This window comes from Parvularcula oceani (genome assembly GCF_000733125.1).
In the GTDB taxonomy this organism is placed as follows: domain Bacteria; phylum Pseudomonadota; class Alphaproteobacteria; order Caulobacterales; family Parvularculaceae; genus Parvularcula; species Parvularcula oceani.
Window position 1 is genome coordinate 1 of sequence record NZ_JPHU01000005.1, and the last position, 14,817, is coordinate 14,817.

Here is a 14,817-nt window from a genome sequence, read left to right on the forward strand (position 1 = left end):
TCCAACTGGTGAGGCGTGTGTTCTCTCAAACGGGTGGAGAGCGTACTGTCGGAGAGCTGTTCTTTATCAACGATTCGATGAAAAGTTCGCCGGTCAGACGCGGTTTTATGGAGCCGCTGCTGCAACTACGACAATGCTAGCGAACCTAACTATGCCCTTCAGTAGGGTGGCGGCTTCGAGTACGACTCGCCAGTTTATGGCAGACGTGAGTTCCGCCCTCGAGCAAAAGAACGTCGCTATGGCTAAACAACTGCAATCCGGCGCACTGGAAGGAAACAACCTCGATGCGCAATTTATAGCGATGGAGCAAAGCGCAGTTCAAGAAATGCTCAATTCCTTCAAGCAGCGTGATCCATCGGGCTACAATGACATGATTGCAGAAGTTAATGCTCTCCTAAATCCAACAGGTGCGATGAGGCGTACTGCCAATGCGCGGCCGACAGATGCAGCTTACCTAGAGGTTGTAGATAAGGTTCGATCCAAGCTTGGCAGGGATATTGATTTTGAAAATCAAGAGGATCGAGAGGCGATTGGCCATGCGCTGGTTGGAGAAATTCGCGGGGGCAACAACTGTATGGTCACCGGGAGCCATATACGTAGATGCTGAATTTGCCAAAAAGTGTAGCCTGGTTCATCGAAAGGATCGTCGAAACGTTTGCGGCGGCTTGTCTCCTGTTGTGGGTAGATGGGCCGAGCAGCAACCCGCGATTTGATGGGGTATTGGGAGAGATAATCCTGGCTGTAGTTCTCGTTTTGATTTTTTCTGTGATGTCGGGATATATCTTCTCTACAATAGCTTTGAGATTGTTCCGAAGAGCCAAGTCCGCTCTAGGCCAGGTGGCGGGAATGATAGCCGCATTCCTAATGCACACATTGGCCTACGCAGTACTGACCGGTGGACGGTTCGAGGATTTCGGTCTTCTGGCAATTGGGGGGGCAACTATTGTGGGGGCTGTAACTTTAGCTTCCTGTGTCGTGCTTTCGCGACCTACAGCTATGTGAGGTGGTCCCGGAGAACTGGACAGGTGGATAAGCTACTCCCGACGTGAAGGACGGACGGGATGAAGAGGACGAGGAAGCGCTACGGCGCGTCGAACGGGGTGGGTCAGCTCTTGTCGAGCGCGATGAACGACAACCTCCCCGCCCTGCCTTCGGGCGGCAGCCCGCTCGTGTGGACGCCCGGGGCGGCCGGGGTGCAGAACGGCGCGACGGCTTACGCGGCCAACACGCTGAACCAGTACACGAGCGTCCGCTCTGCGAGCCCCGCCTACGACGCCAACGGCAACCTGACGGCCGACGGCGAGTTGAGCGGCAAGTTCTTCGCCTACAACGCCGAGATCCGGCTCTTCCGCGTGCGCGAAGGCAGCTCGTCGGGTCCGGTCGTGGCGACCTACCTGCACTACGCGGACGGCAACCGGCGCTACAAGGACGTCGCGGGCGGGGCGAAGACCGCCTTCTTCCACACGGGCGACTAGGAGATCCTGGAGACGGACGGTGTTTGGCCCATGAACCAGGGTACGGTCCTTCGCCGCTACGTGCGCCTGCCGGGCTCGGCGGACGAGGCGCTCTTGACGATCGAGTATCAGGACTGTGCGAGCGCCTCAGGCTGCACGCGCTACGCGGCGCTCGACCGCTTGGGCTCGGCCGCTGCGGTCGCGGACGCCTCGGGCAGCCTCCTTGGGACCTACGCCTACTCGCCCTACGGCCAAGCTCTCGGCGACGACGGCGGCCACCCCTTCCGCTTCACCGGGCAAAGGCTCGATCCCGAGACCGGCCTCTACTACTACAAGGCCCGCTATTACGACCCCGAGCGCGGCCGCTTCCTGCAGACCGATCCCATCGGCTACGCCGACTAGATGAACCTCTACGCCTATGTGGGGAACGATCCGGTCAACGCGACGGATCCCGATGGCATGAGCCGCATACGAGAAATGCGGCGCAGGCGTCATGAACGGGCGGTAAAGAAGCTCGAACGGCAACTGCGGAAAGAAATGGGATCCGACGCTAGTAAGTACGACTTTGTAACGGAACTCTCGGTCAGCGTCAGTGTCAAAGGCGTGCCAGTCAGGCGGAATATAGATTTAGCTGTAATTCCAAAAGACCGGGAGCATTTGTCTGATGCACGCTTTTACGAAGTGAAAGGCCGAGCCACCAAGAGCTAGGCCGGCCGCTCATCGGCGATGGCGAAGAACGTCGCTCGAAAAGCTACAGGCCCTTTTGGTCATGCAAATGGATTCGTGAATCTGTATCGCAAATCTGCGATTGTCGGCCAGATCGGCAAAGATGCGGCTATCATGGCTGGTCAAGGAGAGTTTAGAAGTAATAAATCCGCCGTTTCGGACCTTAAAGGATTCAAAGTACCTACTAGAGTATCAACGACCTGGGCTCTTTTCCCGGCCAAAGGGCCGTTCACGGGGGCGCCGAAGATGATTGGATTGGGGCCGAACATATGCTCTGACGACGTAGTGTCCTGAATCGGAAGTCCCGTTCATTTTCAGGCAGAAGCGTTTGACGGCAGCGAGGATGTCGTCGGCGGACTTGGTCCAGCGGAAGGGTTTGGGGTCCTGGTTGTGGCTGTCGATGTAGGCGTGGATGGCCTGCTGGAGCTCGTCCGTAGAACGATGAACCCCTCGACGGATCGCCTTCTCGGTGAGGGCAGAGAAGAAGCGCTCCACCTGATTGATCCAGGAAGATGAGGTCGGCGTGAAGTGCGGGTGCCAGCGGGGATGGCGGGCGAACCAGGCCTTGATCGTCTTGGTCTTGTGCGAGGAGGCGTTGTCCATGACGACGTGGACGTCGAGTTCCTTGGGAACGTTAGCCTCGATCTCGTTCAGGAACCGCTCGAACTCGACCGCTCGGTGACGGGAGAAGCAACGCCCTGCGACCTCGCCGGTGGCCACATCGAGAGCGGCGAAGAGTGATGTCGTACCGTGCCGGACGTAGCGGTCCGCTCGGCGCTCGGGCACGCCTGGTGCCATGGGCAGGACCGGCTTGTCCCGCTCGAGCGCCTGAATCTGGGACTTCTCGTCCACGCACAGCACCACCGCCCGCGCCGGCGGGTTCAGGTAGAGGCCGACGATGTCTCTGACCTTCTCCACGAACAGAGGGTCGGTGGAGAGTTTGAAGGTCTCCGCCCGGTGCGGCTGCAGCCCGAAGGCCTGCCAGATGCGGTGCACCGTCGACGGCGCGTAGCCCGTCTCCTTCGCCATCGAACGCAGGCTCCAGTGCGTCGTGCCCTTCGGGGTCGTCTCCAGCGTCTTCGCGATGATTGCGGCGATCTCCTCGTCCCCGATCTGCCGCGGCGCGCCTGGCCGGGGCTCGTCGTAGAGCCCGTCCATCCGACCCTGTGCGAACCGCTTCCGCCAGCGGCCGACCGTGTGGTTGTCCGTGCCGACCTCGCGCGCGATCGCAGCGTTGCTCAGGCCATCCGCTGCCAGGAGCACAATCCGCGCCCGCTGCGCCAGGTACTGCTCAGTCTTCCGACGACGGACCAGTGCTTCGAGACCCGCCCGCTCCTCCGCCGACAGCGTGATCTCGACGACCTTGTAGCGTGCCATGTCCTCCTCACATCCAAACCCGAAGGATATGTAGGAAACTTCTCGATCAGGACAGTAGAGACACTCCTCGGGATCGATTAGCAAGGTAGTATGAGGTTTACCTATGGCATTAATAGATAATGTTACGTTTTACTTGCCTGACGGGTATGAAGATTCGGAAGAAACCTTCGACAACTATCTTGTACCCATGGGCATGTTTGTTGTATGGGCGGGAAAACGCGGCCTCCTTGCAGATTCATGCTTTGAAGGCGGAAACAATTTCGTCGATGAGGTAGCAGCCGGCGAACTCTCTTGCCGCGACGTAACCGATTTTGAATTCGATGGTAAGTTATATGATTATCACTTCTCTGAGCGTGGGTTACCATTTGCTGAGAGCTATTATAAGACAGGGAAGTACTATCAGGATTTGAAATTAGAGTTCGGCTCAGAAAACGAGATTCCCGATGACGACGCTTCTCTCAAGCGTGTTATGGAAATACTCGACATGAGGTTCGACGAAACGACGAGGTAGTTTAGAGATCGAAATCTTACTTTGGCTCCGGAGCTATAAACCGTCTAGCGGCGTGAACGCGTTCGTCATTCCCGGTCTTCAAATGGAGACCGACGATGGCGGACAACCTGTTTTGGCTGACGGAGGCGCAGTGCGAGCGACTGAGGTTTTTGCCGCCTGACAAGGTGCGGGGCGTGTCCAGGGCCGGTGATCGCAAACCCATCAGCGGCATTGAGAAGCCGTATAGAACGTCGATGCGGTGCTCCCACCCGGCCCCGAAGTCGTAGAGGTAGAAGGATTGACCGACGATGCTGGAAAGCTTGTCCAGCCGCGCGGTGGTCGCCTTATATGTCCGCCCGCCGTCCATGTTGGGCGCGGCACCGCAACAACGACCATTAACTTCGAACTCCCATAAGTGGTAGTCGAACTACAGGGACGCTGCCTGAATCGTGTCGTGCAGCCCTTTGAAAGTCGTCGACATCGGCCCGGCGATCCCGCGCTAGGGCGCCGGATCGAGATCACGAATGGTCACCTGCAGCCGAGCAGCATCCAGCTGCTCCTCGCTAGCCATAGCACTCTTCTTGAAGCCGCTACGATGCTCCGAAGCAAGCGATGAGTCTGCGATCGGTACGCATTTTAACACATCAATTTACTACCAGTGTACTACCAGCTCCAGCGCCACCCTTGAAGTCTGAGAAGGCCGTCGCGCAAGTATCTGTTCTGACCGCGCTTTTTGGAGCGGGTAGCGGGAATCGAACCCGCATCCTCAGCTTGGAAGGCTGCTGCACTACCATTGTGCTATACCCGCGCCGCGCCGGACGGGTGGTGGAGGGGGCTGGATTCGAACCAGCGTACGCTACGCGGGCAGATTTACAGTCTGCTGCCTTTAACCACTCGGCCACCCCTCCAGGGCACGTCCGACGTGAGGGCGCCGTATAATAGAGGGGCTTTGATGGGGCAAGCCCAAACGGGCCTGTTCTCAACGTATGGCGAGGGCGCTAGGCGCTTGTGATGACGAAACCTCCTCAACCCGCAGGCCGACAGGGCCATGGCCGCAAGACCGCGCCAGAGCGCGTCTGGATCTATGGCCGCCATCCGGTCCTGGCCGCGCTGCGCAATCCGGCCCGCCGCTGCCGCCGCCTCCTCGCCACGCGCAACGCCGCCGCCTGGCTCGATGAGCAGGGCTGGGACGGCAAGGCGCCGGAGGACGCCAAGCCCGACGCTATTGACGGCCTGCTGCCGCCCGGCGCGGTGCATCAGGGCCTCGCCGCCCAATTCACCGACCTGCCCCGCCTGCGGCTAAAAGAGGTCTGCGATCCCGCCAGGGGCGCGCCGGTCCTCGTCCTCGACCAAGTCACCGACCCGCAGAATCTCGGCGCCAGCCTGAGGATCGCCGCCGCCTTCGGCGCGCAGGCCGTGGTGGTGCAGGACCGCCGCACGCCGCCCGTCTCGGGCGCGCTCGCCAAGGCGGCGGCGGGAACGGCGGAGACCGTGCCGCTGGTGCGGGTGGTCAACATCGCCCGCGCGCTGGAAGCGCTGCACGATCTCGGCTTCGAGACGGCGGGCCTCGCCGGAGAGGGCGCGACGCCCCTGCCCCGGTTCACGCCGCAGGCGCCGGTCGCGCTCGTTCTCGGCGCCGAAGGACCGGGCCTGCGCCAGCTCGTGCGGGAAACCTGCCAGAGCCTTGTCTCGATCCCGATGCAAGAAGGCGTGGAAAGCTTGAATGTCGCCACGGCCGGCGCGGTCGCGCTCTACGCGCTGACCGCCCTAAGCGGGGCTCAAGGCTCGTAGCGCGCGATGCGCAGGGCGTAGGCAGGCAATTCGCGCCCCTTCAGCTCGCCATCGGCATCGAAATCGGCGCTCGCGAAATCGCGCAGCTTGAGCGCGATCCAGCTTTCCGGGGTGAGGCTGCCCTCTCCCTCGGCAGCCGCATAGAATGCATCGCGGGCGATCGCGTCGAGCGAGATGCGCTCCGCCGGGGTCAGAGGCGCCGCGCCGGCTTCGGGCAGATCGATCCTCAGATCGTCACGCTCCGCGATCCGCAGCGCGCCGGCCGACCGGACCATATCCGCGAGCACGACGGTCTGGGCCGCGAACTCGTCCACGTCGATGCGGCGATCCTCGTTGAGGTCGATGCGCTCGAAAAGCGCCTCCGCGCTGTTCCAGGCATCCTGCAGGCGCAGCGTGCCCGCCTGCGTGGAAGAGGCTTCCGAGGCGTTCGTCTGCGAGATCGTGCCGGCCACGCCCCCGGCGCAGAGCACCGTGATGACCGCCGCGCTCATGATGAGGGCGAAACGCTTCATTCTGACTGCCGCCCGGGAAGGGCGCTCCAACCGCTTGGATTGGTAACTTATTTCTTAACGCGAAGCGTCTTTGAAGTCACACATCTGTGAAGGTGGACTTCGCCGCAGTCGAAGATCAGTGCAGTTCCGGCTTTCGGCAACGCCTGCGGGAAATAGGGCAGAAAAAAGGCCTCCCTGCGGCAGCAGGGAGGCCCGAAGCGCGCTTCAATGCTCCGCGTCAGCCGACGATCTCGTCCTCGGTGAAGAAGAAGGCGATTTCTTCCTTGGCCGTCTCGGCGGCATCCGAGCCGTGGACGGAATTGGCTTCGATCGATTCGGCGAATTCCTTGCGGATCGTGCCGTCCGCGGCATCGGCCGGATTGGTCGCGCCCATGATCTCGCGATTGCGCGCCACGGCGTCCTCGCCTTCGAGGACCTGCACGACGACCGGGCCGGAGGTCATGAAGGAGACGAGGTCTCCATAGAAGGGACGCTCCTTGTGGACGGCGTAGAACTGTTTCGCCTGGTCCTCGGTCATCTGGATGCGCTTCTGGGCGACGACGCGCAGGCCGCCTTCCTCGAGCTTGCTGATGATCTTGCCGGTGATGTTCCGGCGGGTCGCGTCGGGCTTGATGATGGAGAAGGTGCGGGTGGCTGCCATGGTTCGAGGTCCTGCAAGGGAAAAGGGAATAGTGGGCCGGGCGCCTAGCAATGGGAGGGGCGGTGGACAAGACAGGCTTGCGGCGCTGTGGCACGCTTCCTATTTCTTATCGAGAAACGATGAAACGTTCATCGTGGGGAGCCGAGAAGGGAAAGAGCAGCGTGAGCGAACCGACATCATCGACCGAAAGCCGTGAGCTTTATGAGAGGCGCGAGGACGAGCGCGGCAAAGCGCTCGCCATCTGGGTGCTGTATCTGGTTGCCCTCTTCACCGGCCTCACCCTCATCATCGGCGTGATCCTCGCCTATATCTTCCGCGGCGACGCGCCCGGCTGGCTGCGCAGCCATTACGACAAGCAGATCGGCATCTTCTGGTGGGGCGTCGTCTGGGTCGTGATCGGCACCGTCACGATACCCCTTCTCGGCATCGGCTTCGTCATTTTGGGCCTGAGCTGGCTGTGGGTCCTGATCCGCTCGATCCAGGGCCTGGCGCGCGCCAATCGCGGCGATCCCTGGAAGCCGCTGCGTCACTGAGCGAACAAGGCTTCTAGCGGGGCGCGCGGGCTGGTAGTTGCGCGCCCATGCTGCACATCAACGACCTGACCTACAGGATCGAGGGCCGCACGCTCTTCGATTCGGCCACAGCCTTTCTCGCCGAGGGGTGGAAGGTCGGCTTCACCGGGCGGAACGGGACCGGCAAGTCCACCCTGTTCCGCCTGATCCGCGACGAGGCGAGCCCCGATGGCGGCTCGGTCTCGATCCGCGAGGGGCGCAGGCTCGGCTGGGTCGCGCAGGAAGCGCCGGGCACGCGCGACAGCCTGCTCGACACCGTCCTCGCCGCCGATACCGAGCGCACCGCCCTCCTCGCCCGCGCGGAGACCGAAACCGACGGGCACGAGATCGCGCGCATTCAGACCCGCCTCGCCGATATCGACGCCTATTCGGCCGAGGCCCGCGCCTCGACCGTGCTGTCGGGCCTCGGCTTCAGCCATGAGCAGCAGGCGCGCGCCTGCGCCGAGTTCTCGGGCGGCTGGCGCATGCGCGTGGCCCTCGCCGGTGTCCTCTTCGCGCAGCCCGACCTCCTGCTCCTCGACGAGCCGACCAACTATCTCGACCTCGAAGGCGCGGTCTGGCTGGAAAGCTACCTCAAGCGCTATCCCTACACGGCGCTCGTCATCAGCCACGACCGCGGCCTCCTCAACCGCTCGGTCAGCCACATCCTCGCGCTCGAGAACGGCAAGCTGACGGTCAGCCCCGGCACCTATGACGACTGGGCGAGACGCCGCGCCGAACAGCGCAGGCTCGCCACCGCGCAGGCCGCCAATCTCGAAGCGCAGCGCGCCCACATGCAGGCCTTCGTCGACCGCTTCCGCGCCAAGGCCAGCAAGGCCCGCCAGGCGCAAAGCCGCCTCAAGGCGCTCGAAAAGCTCGAAAGCGTGGACATCCCGATCGAGGAGCGCACCACCCCCTTCGTCTTCCCCGATCCCAAACCGGCCATGGCGCCCCCCATCGTGCGGCTGGAGGGTGCGACGCTCGGCTATGGAGAGGACGTGGTCCTGCGGACCATCACCCTGCGCATCGACGAGGATGACCGCGTGGCGATCCTCGGCGCGAACGGCCAGGGCAAGTCGACGCTGGTCAAGGCCATAGCGGGCCGGCTCGATCCGCTCGCAGGCAAGGTCTACAAGCACAAGAAGCTCAAGATCGCCTATTTCGCCCAGCATCAGGTCGACGAGCTGAAACCCAAGGAAAGCGCCTACGACCATGTGCGCGCCCTGATGGAGGACGCCACCGAAGCGCAGATCCGGGCGCGGACCGCCCAGATCGGCTTCGGTCCGGACAAGGCGGACACCAAGGTCGAGAGGCTGTCGGGCGGCGAGAAGGCGCGGCTCCTCTTCGGTCTCATCGCCTTTCACGGCCCCCACCTGATGATCCTCGACGAGCCGACAAACCACCTCGACATCGACAGCCGGGATGCGCTGATCGCGGCGCTCAACGACTACAAGGGCGCCGTGCTGCTCATCACGCATGACGCGCATATCGCCGAAGCCACGGCAGACCGTCTTTGGGAAGTGCGCGATGGCGGCGTGCACCGCTTCGAAGGCGACATGACCGACTACCGCGAGCGGGTGCTGGCCGCGAACAGGACGCCGTCCGACGGCAAGTCGGAGGCGCCAAAGGAAAAGGTCAGCCAGGCCGATCAGCGCAGAGCCGCCGCCGACCGCCGCCGCGCCCTCCAGCCGCTGCGCAATGCGGTGAAGGCGGCCGAGAAGAAGATGGAGGCGGGCCAGGCGGAAATCGTGCGGATCGACGCGGCCTTGGCGGAGCCGGGCCTCTTCGAGCGCGATCTCGACAAGGCCACCGGCCTGTCGCAGCGCCGGGCCCGTGCCGAAGAGGCCGTGGCCGAGGCCGAAACGGCATGGCTCGAAGCCTCGGAGGCCTATGAGCAGGCGGAAGCGGAGAGCCTCGCTGCCGAATAGCTGCCGCCTCTCCTCCTCGTGACAGCCAGCGACATTGCACTGCCACATAGCCGTATTTACCTTACCGGGCGTTCACGAACGAGAGGGATAGACCATGATGAAGAAGTACGGCCTTGCGGCCATGCTCGCGCTTTTCGGCATTGCCGGCCTTTCCGCCTGCGGTGAGAACGACGAGCCGATCGAAGAGAACGTCGAGGAAATGGGCGACGAAGCCGAGGAATTCGGCGAGGACACCGAAGACGCGATCGACGACATGGGCGACGAGATCGACGACGAACTCGACGACGAACACTGAGGCCTGAAGGCCGGGCCCAGCTTTGCTGACGCCCGGCCTCTCTTATTTCGCGGCCAGGTCCGCAGGATCGATCTCGACCGGAACGAGCTTGCGGTTCCTGATCGCCACCACCCGGTCCATCCGCGCGGCGAGGGCCCGGTCATGCGTCGCGATCAGGGCCGACAATCCGTGATTGCGGATGCTGTCCAGCAGCGTCTCGAACACGCGCGCTGACGTTTCGATGTCGAGATTTCCCGTCGGCTCGTCCGCGAGCAGGACCGAGGGGCCGTTGGCCAGCGCCCGGGCGATCGCCACCCGCTGCTTCTCGCCGCCCGACAGCTGGGCGGGCTGGTGGCGCAGCCGCTCGGCGAGGCCGAGTTCGCTCAGAAGGCGCGTCGCCTTCGCCTTGGCCTCCTCGCGCTTCGCTCCCGACATCAGCATCGGCATCTCGACATTCCGAAGGGCGTCGAATTCCGGCAGCAAATGGTGGAACTGGTAGACGAAGCCGACCCTGTCGCGGCGCAGCGCCGTCGCCTCTCCGTCGCGCAGCCCGCTCGTCGCCCTGCCCTCGATCAGGACCTCTCCCGCCGTCGGCCGCTCGAGGAGGCCCGCGACGTGGAGGAGCGAGGATTTGCCCGAGCCCGATGGGCCGAGCAGCGCCACCATCTCTCCGCGGGAGAGCGTGAGGTCGGCGCCGTCGAGCACGGTCAGATCGCCGAAGCGGCGAACGATTCCTTCGAGTTGAAGAGCCGGCAGAGGATTACTCATAGCGGAGGGCCTCCACCGGATCGAGGCGCGCCGCCTGCCAGGCGGGGAAGAGCGATGCGGCCGCCGAAAGGATCAGCGTCCAGACGATGACGAAGCCCGCCTCGCCCCATTGCAGCTCGGCCGGGATCTCGCTGAGATAGTAGATCTCGGGGTTGAAGAGCGCGATGCCGAATAGGGTCGAGAGGATCCGTTCGATTGCCGTGATATTCGCGACGAACAGCGTGCCCAGAACGACGCCCAGCGCCGTGCCGCCGACGCCGATCATCATGCCCGAGGTGAAGAAGATGCGCAGGACCGCGCTGCGCGTCGCGCCCATGGTGCGCAGGACCGCGATATCGCTCTTCTTGTCCTTCACCAGCATGACGAGGCCCGACACGATCAGGAGCGCCGCGACGAGCACGAGGAGCGACAGGATGATCCGCACCATGGAGCGCTCGACCTGAAGCGCGTTGAAGAAGGAGGAGAAGCGGTCCTGCCATGTCCGCAGCAGCGTGCCCGGCCCCGCCGCCTCCCCGATGAGCGGCGCGATGGCGCGCACGTCCTGCGGATCGGCGACCCGCACCTCGATCTCGCTGACCTCGCCCCTGTTGCGCGTCAGGAGCTGCGCCTGTTCGAGCGGCATATAGGCATAGACCTGGTCGTATTCGGAATTGCCGATCACGAAGACGGCGCCCACGCGATAGGTCTTCTCGCGGAAGGGCTGCGTGCCCATCGGCGTCTCCGCCCCGCCGCTGACGATCAGGGTGACGGGGTCGCCTGCGCTCACGCCGAGCTTCTGGGCGAGGCCGAAACCGATCGCGATCTCGTCGCCGCCGTTCCGTCCCGCGCCGAAATCCTCGAAGCTGCCGGCGACGAGGTGGTCGGGCCCCGACACCTCGTCGATCATGCGCAGCGCCTCCGGCGCGACGCCCTGCACCAGAGCAGCGGTCAGCGTATCGCCGGCCGACATGCCGGCCTCGACCCGCAGGACCGGGGTCACCCGCTCGACGCCCGGCACGCCCTCGATGCGCTCGGCGAGCTCGTCGTAATCATCGAAGCTGAGGCTCATCGACTGCACGAAGACATGGCCGTTCACGCCCAGCAGCTGGTCGAGAAGCGTCGTCCGGAAGCCCTGCATCACCGCCATGACGATCAGCAGCGTTGCGACCGAAAGGGCGATCCCGGCAAAGGCGACCAGGGTGATGAAACTCACCCCGCCCCCGCGCCGGGTGGCGCCGAGATAGCGCCTGGCCACCATCCATTCGAAGGCGCCGAAAGGTTTGGCGGTCCCCAAAGGGGCCGTGGCGGTCGTGCTCATGCGATTGTCACCCTGCGGCGCCCTGGCGCGGTGGTCCGTCTTGTCACCGCTTCGGGCGCGTCTGTCGAGTGTCGCCAGCGTAAGGCGCCTCAGCCCTGCTCGAAGAATTCTCTCTCCGCCGGCCGCGGCGCATCGACCCGGCACCGGGAAATCTCGAGTTCCAGGATATCCACCTTGGGCGGCACGCCGAACCGGATCGGCAGCCCGACCATGCCCGCCCCCGAGGTCACGAAGAGCTTGCCCGCCGGATTGTCCGCATAGCCGTAGCGCAGCGTGTCGCAGGCGAATGTCAGCCAGCAGGTCAGGCCGGGAATGTTCACCTGCCCGCCATGGGTATGGCCCGACACCATGAGGTCGAAGCGGCCGAGATCGCTGCGTTTGATGGTGTCGGGATTGTGCTCGAGATAGATCGTGGGCAGCGGAGAAGGCTCCGGCAGGCCAAGCGGCAGCCCGGTCTCGTCGGCATATTCGAGATCACGCAGGCCGGCGATCCGCAGATATTTCCCGTCCGCGTTGAACACCGCCTCGCCCGGGTTAAGAACGGTGACATCCGCCGCTTCGAGCGCCGCCGTCAGCGGCGCGCTGAGATCCGGCCCCGGCAGGCCGACATCGTGGTTCCCCATCACCGCATAGACGGGCACGTCCACCCGTCCGAGCGGCGCGACGAGCTCGGCGATCTCGTCCGGATCGGCGTAATAGGTGAAATCGCCCGGCATCAGCACGAAGTCGACGTCCTCGCGGACGAGCCGCCGCGCGATCCGGTCCATCGGCATGGCATTGCCGAAGATCCCGTGATGGGTGTCCGACACCACGCCCGCGCGCAGCGTGCCGGGCAGGCCGCGCCCGCACAGCTCGATCTCGTGCTCCGCGCTCAGCAGGATGCGCGGCTCGACGAAGCGGGCATAGACGCCGACCGCCACCGGCAGAAGCAGGATCGCGCTCAGCCAGGGGCGGGGGCTGCGGAACAGCCGCCACAGGAGCAGGATGGCCAGCGGCAGGAGGAGGAAGGTGGCGATGTCCGCCGCCTCCTTCACCCAGACCGGCGCATGCATGTGCGTGATGGCGGGATGCTCCGCCGTGCCTTCGATCGCATTGTTCATGCGCGGCTTTTGCCCGCCTTCGGGAGGAGGAGGCTAGCCCCCTTCTCCCCGCCTGCCCGCCCCATGCTCAACCGGCCAGAAGCTCCGGCGCGACCGGTGCGACCGTTTCGGCGCCCGCGGTGACCGCGGGGGCGAGACCCGCCGCGCGCGGCAGGAGGTTGTCGGCATAGAAGCTCGCCAGGGTGATGCGGCCCTGCGCATAGCTGTCGCCTGCATCTTCCGCGGCCGCCAGAGCGGCCTTGAGGAGGTAATGCCCGCCCGCGACATAGCCGAACTGGTCCTGATAGGGCGTCGCGCCCGCAAGGCCCGCTTCGGGATTGGCCTGCATCGCGGCGACCATCCATTGCGTCGTCTCGCGCAGCCGGCCCGCCTCTTCGGCCAGCCGCTCGCCTGCGCGCGCCAGCGCCTCGTGGCCGGAGCCCTGAAGAGCCTCGGCATTCTCCTCCACCTCGGCGAGGAAGTCGTAGGCGAGCTTTCCTTCGCCCATGCCGAGCTTGCGGCCGACGAGGTCGATCGCCTGGATGCCGTTCGTCCCCTCATAGATCGCGCAGATGCGGGCATCGCGGAAATGCTGGGCCGCGCCCGTCTCCTCGACGAAGCCCATGCCGCCATGGATCTGGATGCCGATATTCGTGGTCTCCATCGCCCGGTCCGACGAGAAGGACTTGGACAGCGGGGTCAGCAGCTCCTCGCGCTCCTTGGCGGCCGCCATGCCCTCTGGATCGGTGTCGTGGCGGGCGAGGTCGTAGGACACCATGTTGGCGTAGCAGATCGCCCGGGACGCCTCGGTCAGCGCCTTCATCGTGTAGAGGTTCCGGCGCACGTCCGGGTGCTCGATGATCGCGATCTGGTCGCCGGTCTTCACGCCGAAGGCGCGGCCCTGGACCCGCTCGGTCGCATAGTCGAGCGCCCGCTGGAACGCGGCCTCGGCCACGGCGACGGCCTGCATGCCGACATCGACCCGCGCCGCGTTCATCATGGTGAACATGTTGCGCAGGCCCTTGTTCTCCTCGCCGATCAGCGTGCCGTAGCAGTCGCCGTCATCGCCATAGGACATCACGCAGGTCGGGCTGCCGTGCTGGCCGAGCTTCTCCTCGATCGAGTTCACGCGGACATCGTTGAACTGCCCGATCGAGCCGTCCTCGTTCACGCGGTATTTGGGCACGAGGAACATGGACACGCCGCGCGTCCCTTCCGGCGCATCGGGCAGGCGCGCGAGGACGAGGTGGCAGATATTGTCCGTCAGATCGTGATCGCCATAGCTGATCCAGATCTTGGTGCCGGTGATCTTGTAGCGGCCATCGCCCACCGGCTCGGCCTTGCATTTGAGGTTTGAGAGGTCCGAGCCCGCCTGCGGCTCCGACAGGTTCATCGTGCCCGTCCACTCGCCGGTGACGAGCTTGGGCAAGAACAGCGCCTTCTGCTCGTCCGATCCGTGCGCCAGCAGCGCCTTGACCGCGCCCGTCGTCAGGCTCGTGCCCATGGTCAGCGAGATGCAGGCCCCGCAGAGCGCGTCGAAGACCGCAAGGCCCAGCGTCGCGGGAAGGTCCTGCCCGCCATAGTCCTCGGGGAAGGCGAGGCCGTTCCACCCGCCCTCGACATATTGCTCATAGGCGTCCTTGAAGCCCGGCGTCGTGAAGACCTTGCCGTTCTCGAGCCGCGCGCCCTCCTGGTCGGACGTCCAGTTCAGCGGCGCGAAGACCGCGTCGGCGAACTTGCCCGCCTCGCCCAGAATGGTCTCGACGAGCTCATCCGAAAGATCCTCGAAAGCGCCTGTTTCCTTGAGGCGGTCGAAGCCCGCGGCATGATCGAGCAGGAACTGCATGTCGCGGACGGGCGTGCGGTAGGGCATCGGAAGTCCTCCATCGTGTCTCGTTGCTTCTCTTATGCCGTCCCGACCATCGCAAGG

15 protein-coding genes, 2 tRNA genes and 2 pseudogenes are annotated in these 14,817 nt (G+C 64.3%); 9 read left to right on the forward strand and 10 right to left on the reverse strand.

All coding sequences use genetic code 11. The annotated features are described in order from the left end of the window. Positions 1 to 238 precede the first annotated feature (238 nt). From IE88_RS18110 to IE88_RS18115, 4 genes are all read left to right on the forward strand, one after another. Positions 239 to 607 (forward strand): hypothetical protein, encoded by a 369-nt coding sequence (locus tag IE88_RS18110; RefSeq protein WP_156032453.1) that lies wholly within the window; start codon positions 239 to 241, stop codon positions 605 to 607. A 454-nt stretch (positions 608 to 1,061) separates the two neighbouring features. Beyond that, entirely contained in the window at positions 1,062 to 1,475 is a 414-nt protein-coding gene (locus IE88_RS16405) for a hypothetical protein (protein ID WP_036766772.1), read from the forward strand. Between the two features lie 30 nt (positions 1,476 to 1,505). Next, the gene (locus IE88_RS16410; RefSeq protein ID WP_036766774.1) at positions 1,506 to 1,856 is read left to right on the forward strand and encodes an RHS repeat-associated core domain-containing protein; all 351 of its coding nucleotides are present in this window, start codon (positions 1,506 to 1,508) and stop codon (positions 1,854 to 1,856) included. After that, the gene (locus tag IE88_RS18115) at positions 1,857 to 2,162 is read left to right on the forward strand and encodes an RHS repeat-associated core domain-containing protein (RefSeq protein ID WP_156032455.1); all 306 of its coding nucleotides are present in this window, start codon (positions 1,857 to 1,859) and stop codon (positions 2,160 to 2,162) included. It abuts the gene before it with no gap. A gap of 318 nt (positions 2,163 to 2,480) precedes the next feature. Here the strand turns inward: IE88_RS18115 and IE88_RS0106900 are convergent. Continuing rightward, positions 2,481 to 3,557 (reverse strand): annotated as a pseudogene (locus IE88_RS0106900) (IS630 family transposase); the annotation flags it as partial. A gap of 103 nt (positions 3,558 to 3,660) precedes the next feature. Here IE88_RS0106900 and IE88_RS0106905 point away from each other — a divergent pair. Then, positions 3,661 to 4,068: a DUF7832 domain-containing protein gene (locus IE88_RS0106905; RefSeq protein WP_156032457.1), complete on the forward strand. Its 408-nt coding sequence runs from the start codon at positions 3,661 to 3,663 to the stop codon at positions 4,066 to 4,068. Positions 4,069 to 4,084: 16 nt separating this feature from the next. On the opposite strand, the pseudogene IE88_RS18920 reads toward IE88_RS0106905, so the two are convergent. The 3 genes and pseudogenes from IE88_RS18920 to IE88_RS0106920 all read right to left on the reverse strand — a co-directional run. Continuing rightward, positions 4,085 to 4,459, reverse strand: a pseudogene (locus tag IE88_RS18920) (hypothetical protein); the annotation flags it as partial. Positions 4,460 to 4,781: 322 nt separating this feature from the next. Further along, positions 4,782 to 4,855 (reverse strand) — tRNA-Gly (locus IE88_RS0106915). 15 nt (positions 4,856 to 4,870) lie between these two features. Continuing rightward, positions 4,871 to 4,955 (reverse strand) — tRNA-Tyr (locus IE88_RS0106920). A 103-nt stretch (positions 4,956 to 5,058) separates the two neighbouring features. Between IE88_RS0106920 and IE88_RS0106925 the strand changes: the two genes are divergently transcribed. Next, a complete protein-coding gene (locus IE88_RS0106925) occupies positions 5,059 to 5,838 on the forward strand; it encodes a TrmH family RNA methyltransferase (RefSeq protein WP_081871492.1) in 780 nt (259 codons plus the stop codon). Here the strand turns inward: IE88_RS0106925 and IE88_RS0106930 are convergent. Together IE88_RS0106930 and ndk are read right to left on the reverse strand one after the other, a co-directional pair. Beyond that, positions 5,826 to 6,350 (reverse strand): hypothetical protein, encoded by a 525-nt coding sequence (locus IE88_RS0106930; protein ID WP_031552117.1) that lies wholly within the window; start codon positions 6,348 to 6,350, stop codon positions 5,826 to 5,828. The two genes, IE88_RS0106925 and IE88_RS0106930, sit on opposite strands and share 13 nt — an antisense overlap. A 217-nt stretch (positions 6,351 to 6,567) precedes the next feature. Beyond that, on the reverse strand, positions 6,568 to 6,990 hold the full coding sequence (gene ndk / locus IE88_RS0106935) for a nucleoside-diphosphate kinase (protein ID WP_031552120.1): 423 nt from the start codon (positions 6,988 to 6,990) through the stop codon (positions 6,568 to 6,570). Between the two features lie 161 nt (positions 6,991 to 7,151). Here ndk and IE88_RS0106940 point away from each other — a divergent pair, with 161 nt between their 5' ends. The 3 genes from IE88_RS0106940 to IE88_RS0106950 all read left to right on the forward strand — a co-directional run bounded on the left by IE88_RS0106940 (position 7,152) and on the right by IE88_RS0106950 (position 9,764). Further along, positions 7,152 to 7,523, forward strand: coding sequence for a DUF4870 family protein (locus IE88_RS0106940; protein WP_036766780.1), 372 nt, complete (start codon positions 7,152 to 7,154; stop codon positions 7,521 to 7,523). 47 nt (positions 7,524 to 7,570) lie between these two features. After that, positions 7,571 to 9,469 carry an ABC-F family ATP-binding cassette domain-containing protein gene (locus IE88_RS0106945; RefSeq protein WP_031552125.1) on the forward strand — a complete coding sequence of 633 codons (1,899 nt, stop codon included), beginning with the start codon at positions 7,571 to 7,573 and terminating at the stop codon, positions 9,467 to 9,469. 94 nt (positions 9,470 to 9,563) lie between these two features. Then, the gene (locus IE88_RS0106950; protein WP_051881621.1) at positions 9,564 to 9,764 is read left to right on the forward strand and encodes a hypothetical protein; all 201 of its coding nucleotides are present in this window, start codon (positions 9,564 to 9,566) and stop codon (positions 9,762 to 9,764) included. A 42-nt stretch (positions 9,765 to 9,806) separates the two neighbouring features. On the opposite strand, the gene IE88_RS0106955 is transcribed toward IE88_RS0106950, so the two are convergent. The 4 genes from IE88_RS0106955 to IE88_RS0106970 form a co-directional block, all read right to left on the reverse strand. Beyond that, on the reverse strand, positions 9,807 to 10,511 hold the full coding sequence (locus IE88_RS0106955; protein ID WP_031552129.1) for an ABC transporter ATP-binding protein: 705 nt from the start codon (positions 10,509 to 10,511) through the stop codon (positions 9,807 to 9,809). Then, positions 10,504 to 11,808, reverse strand: a complete 1,305-nt coding sequence (locus tag IE88_RS0106960; RefSeq protein WP_031552132.1) for a lipoprotein-releasing ABC transporter permease subunit — start codon at positions 11,806 to 11,808, stop codon at positions 10,504 to 10,506. The genes IE88_RS0106955 and IE88_RS0106960 overlap by 8 nt, the downstream gene beginning before the upstream one ends. Before the next feature lie 89 nt (positions 11,809 to 11,897). After that, entirely contained in the window at positions 11,898 to 12,908 is a 1,011-nt protein-coding gene (locus IE88_RS0106965; RefSeq protein WP_031552134.1) for a metallophosphoesterase, read from the reverse strand. Between the two features lie 67 nt (positions 12,909 to 12,975). Next, on the reverse strand, positions 12,976 to 14,760 hold the full coding sequence (locus tag IE88_RS0106970) for an acyl-CoA dehydrogenase (protein ID WP_031552136.1): 1,785 nt from the start codon (positions 14,758 to 14,760) through the stop codon (positions 12,976 to 12,978). Between the last annotated feature and the right edge of the window lie 57 nt (positions 14,761 to 14,817).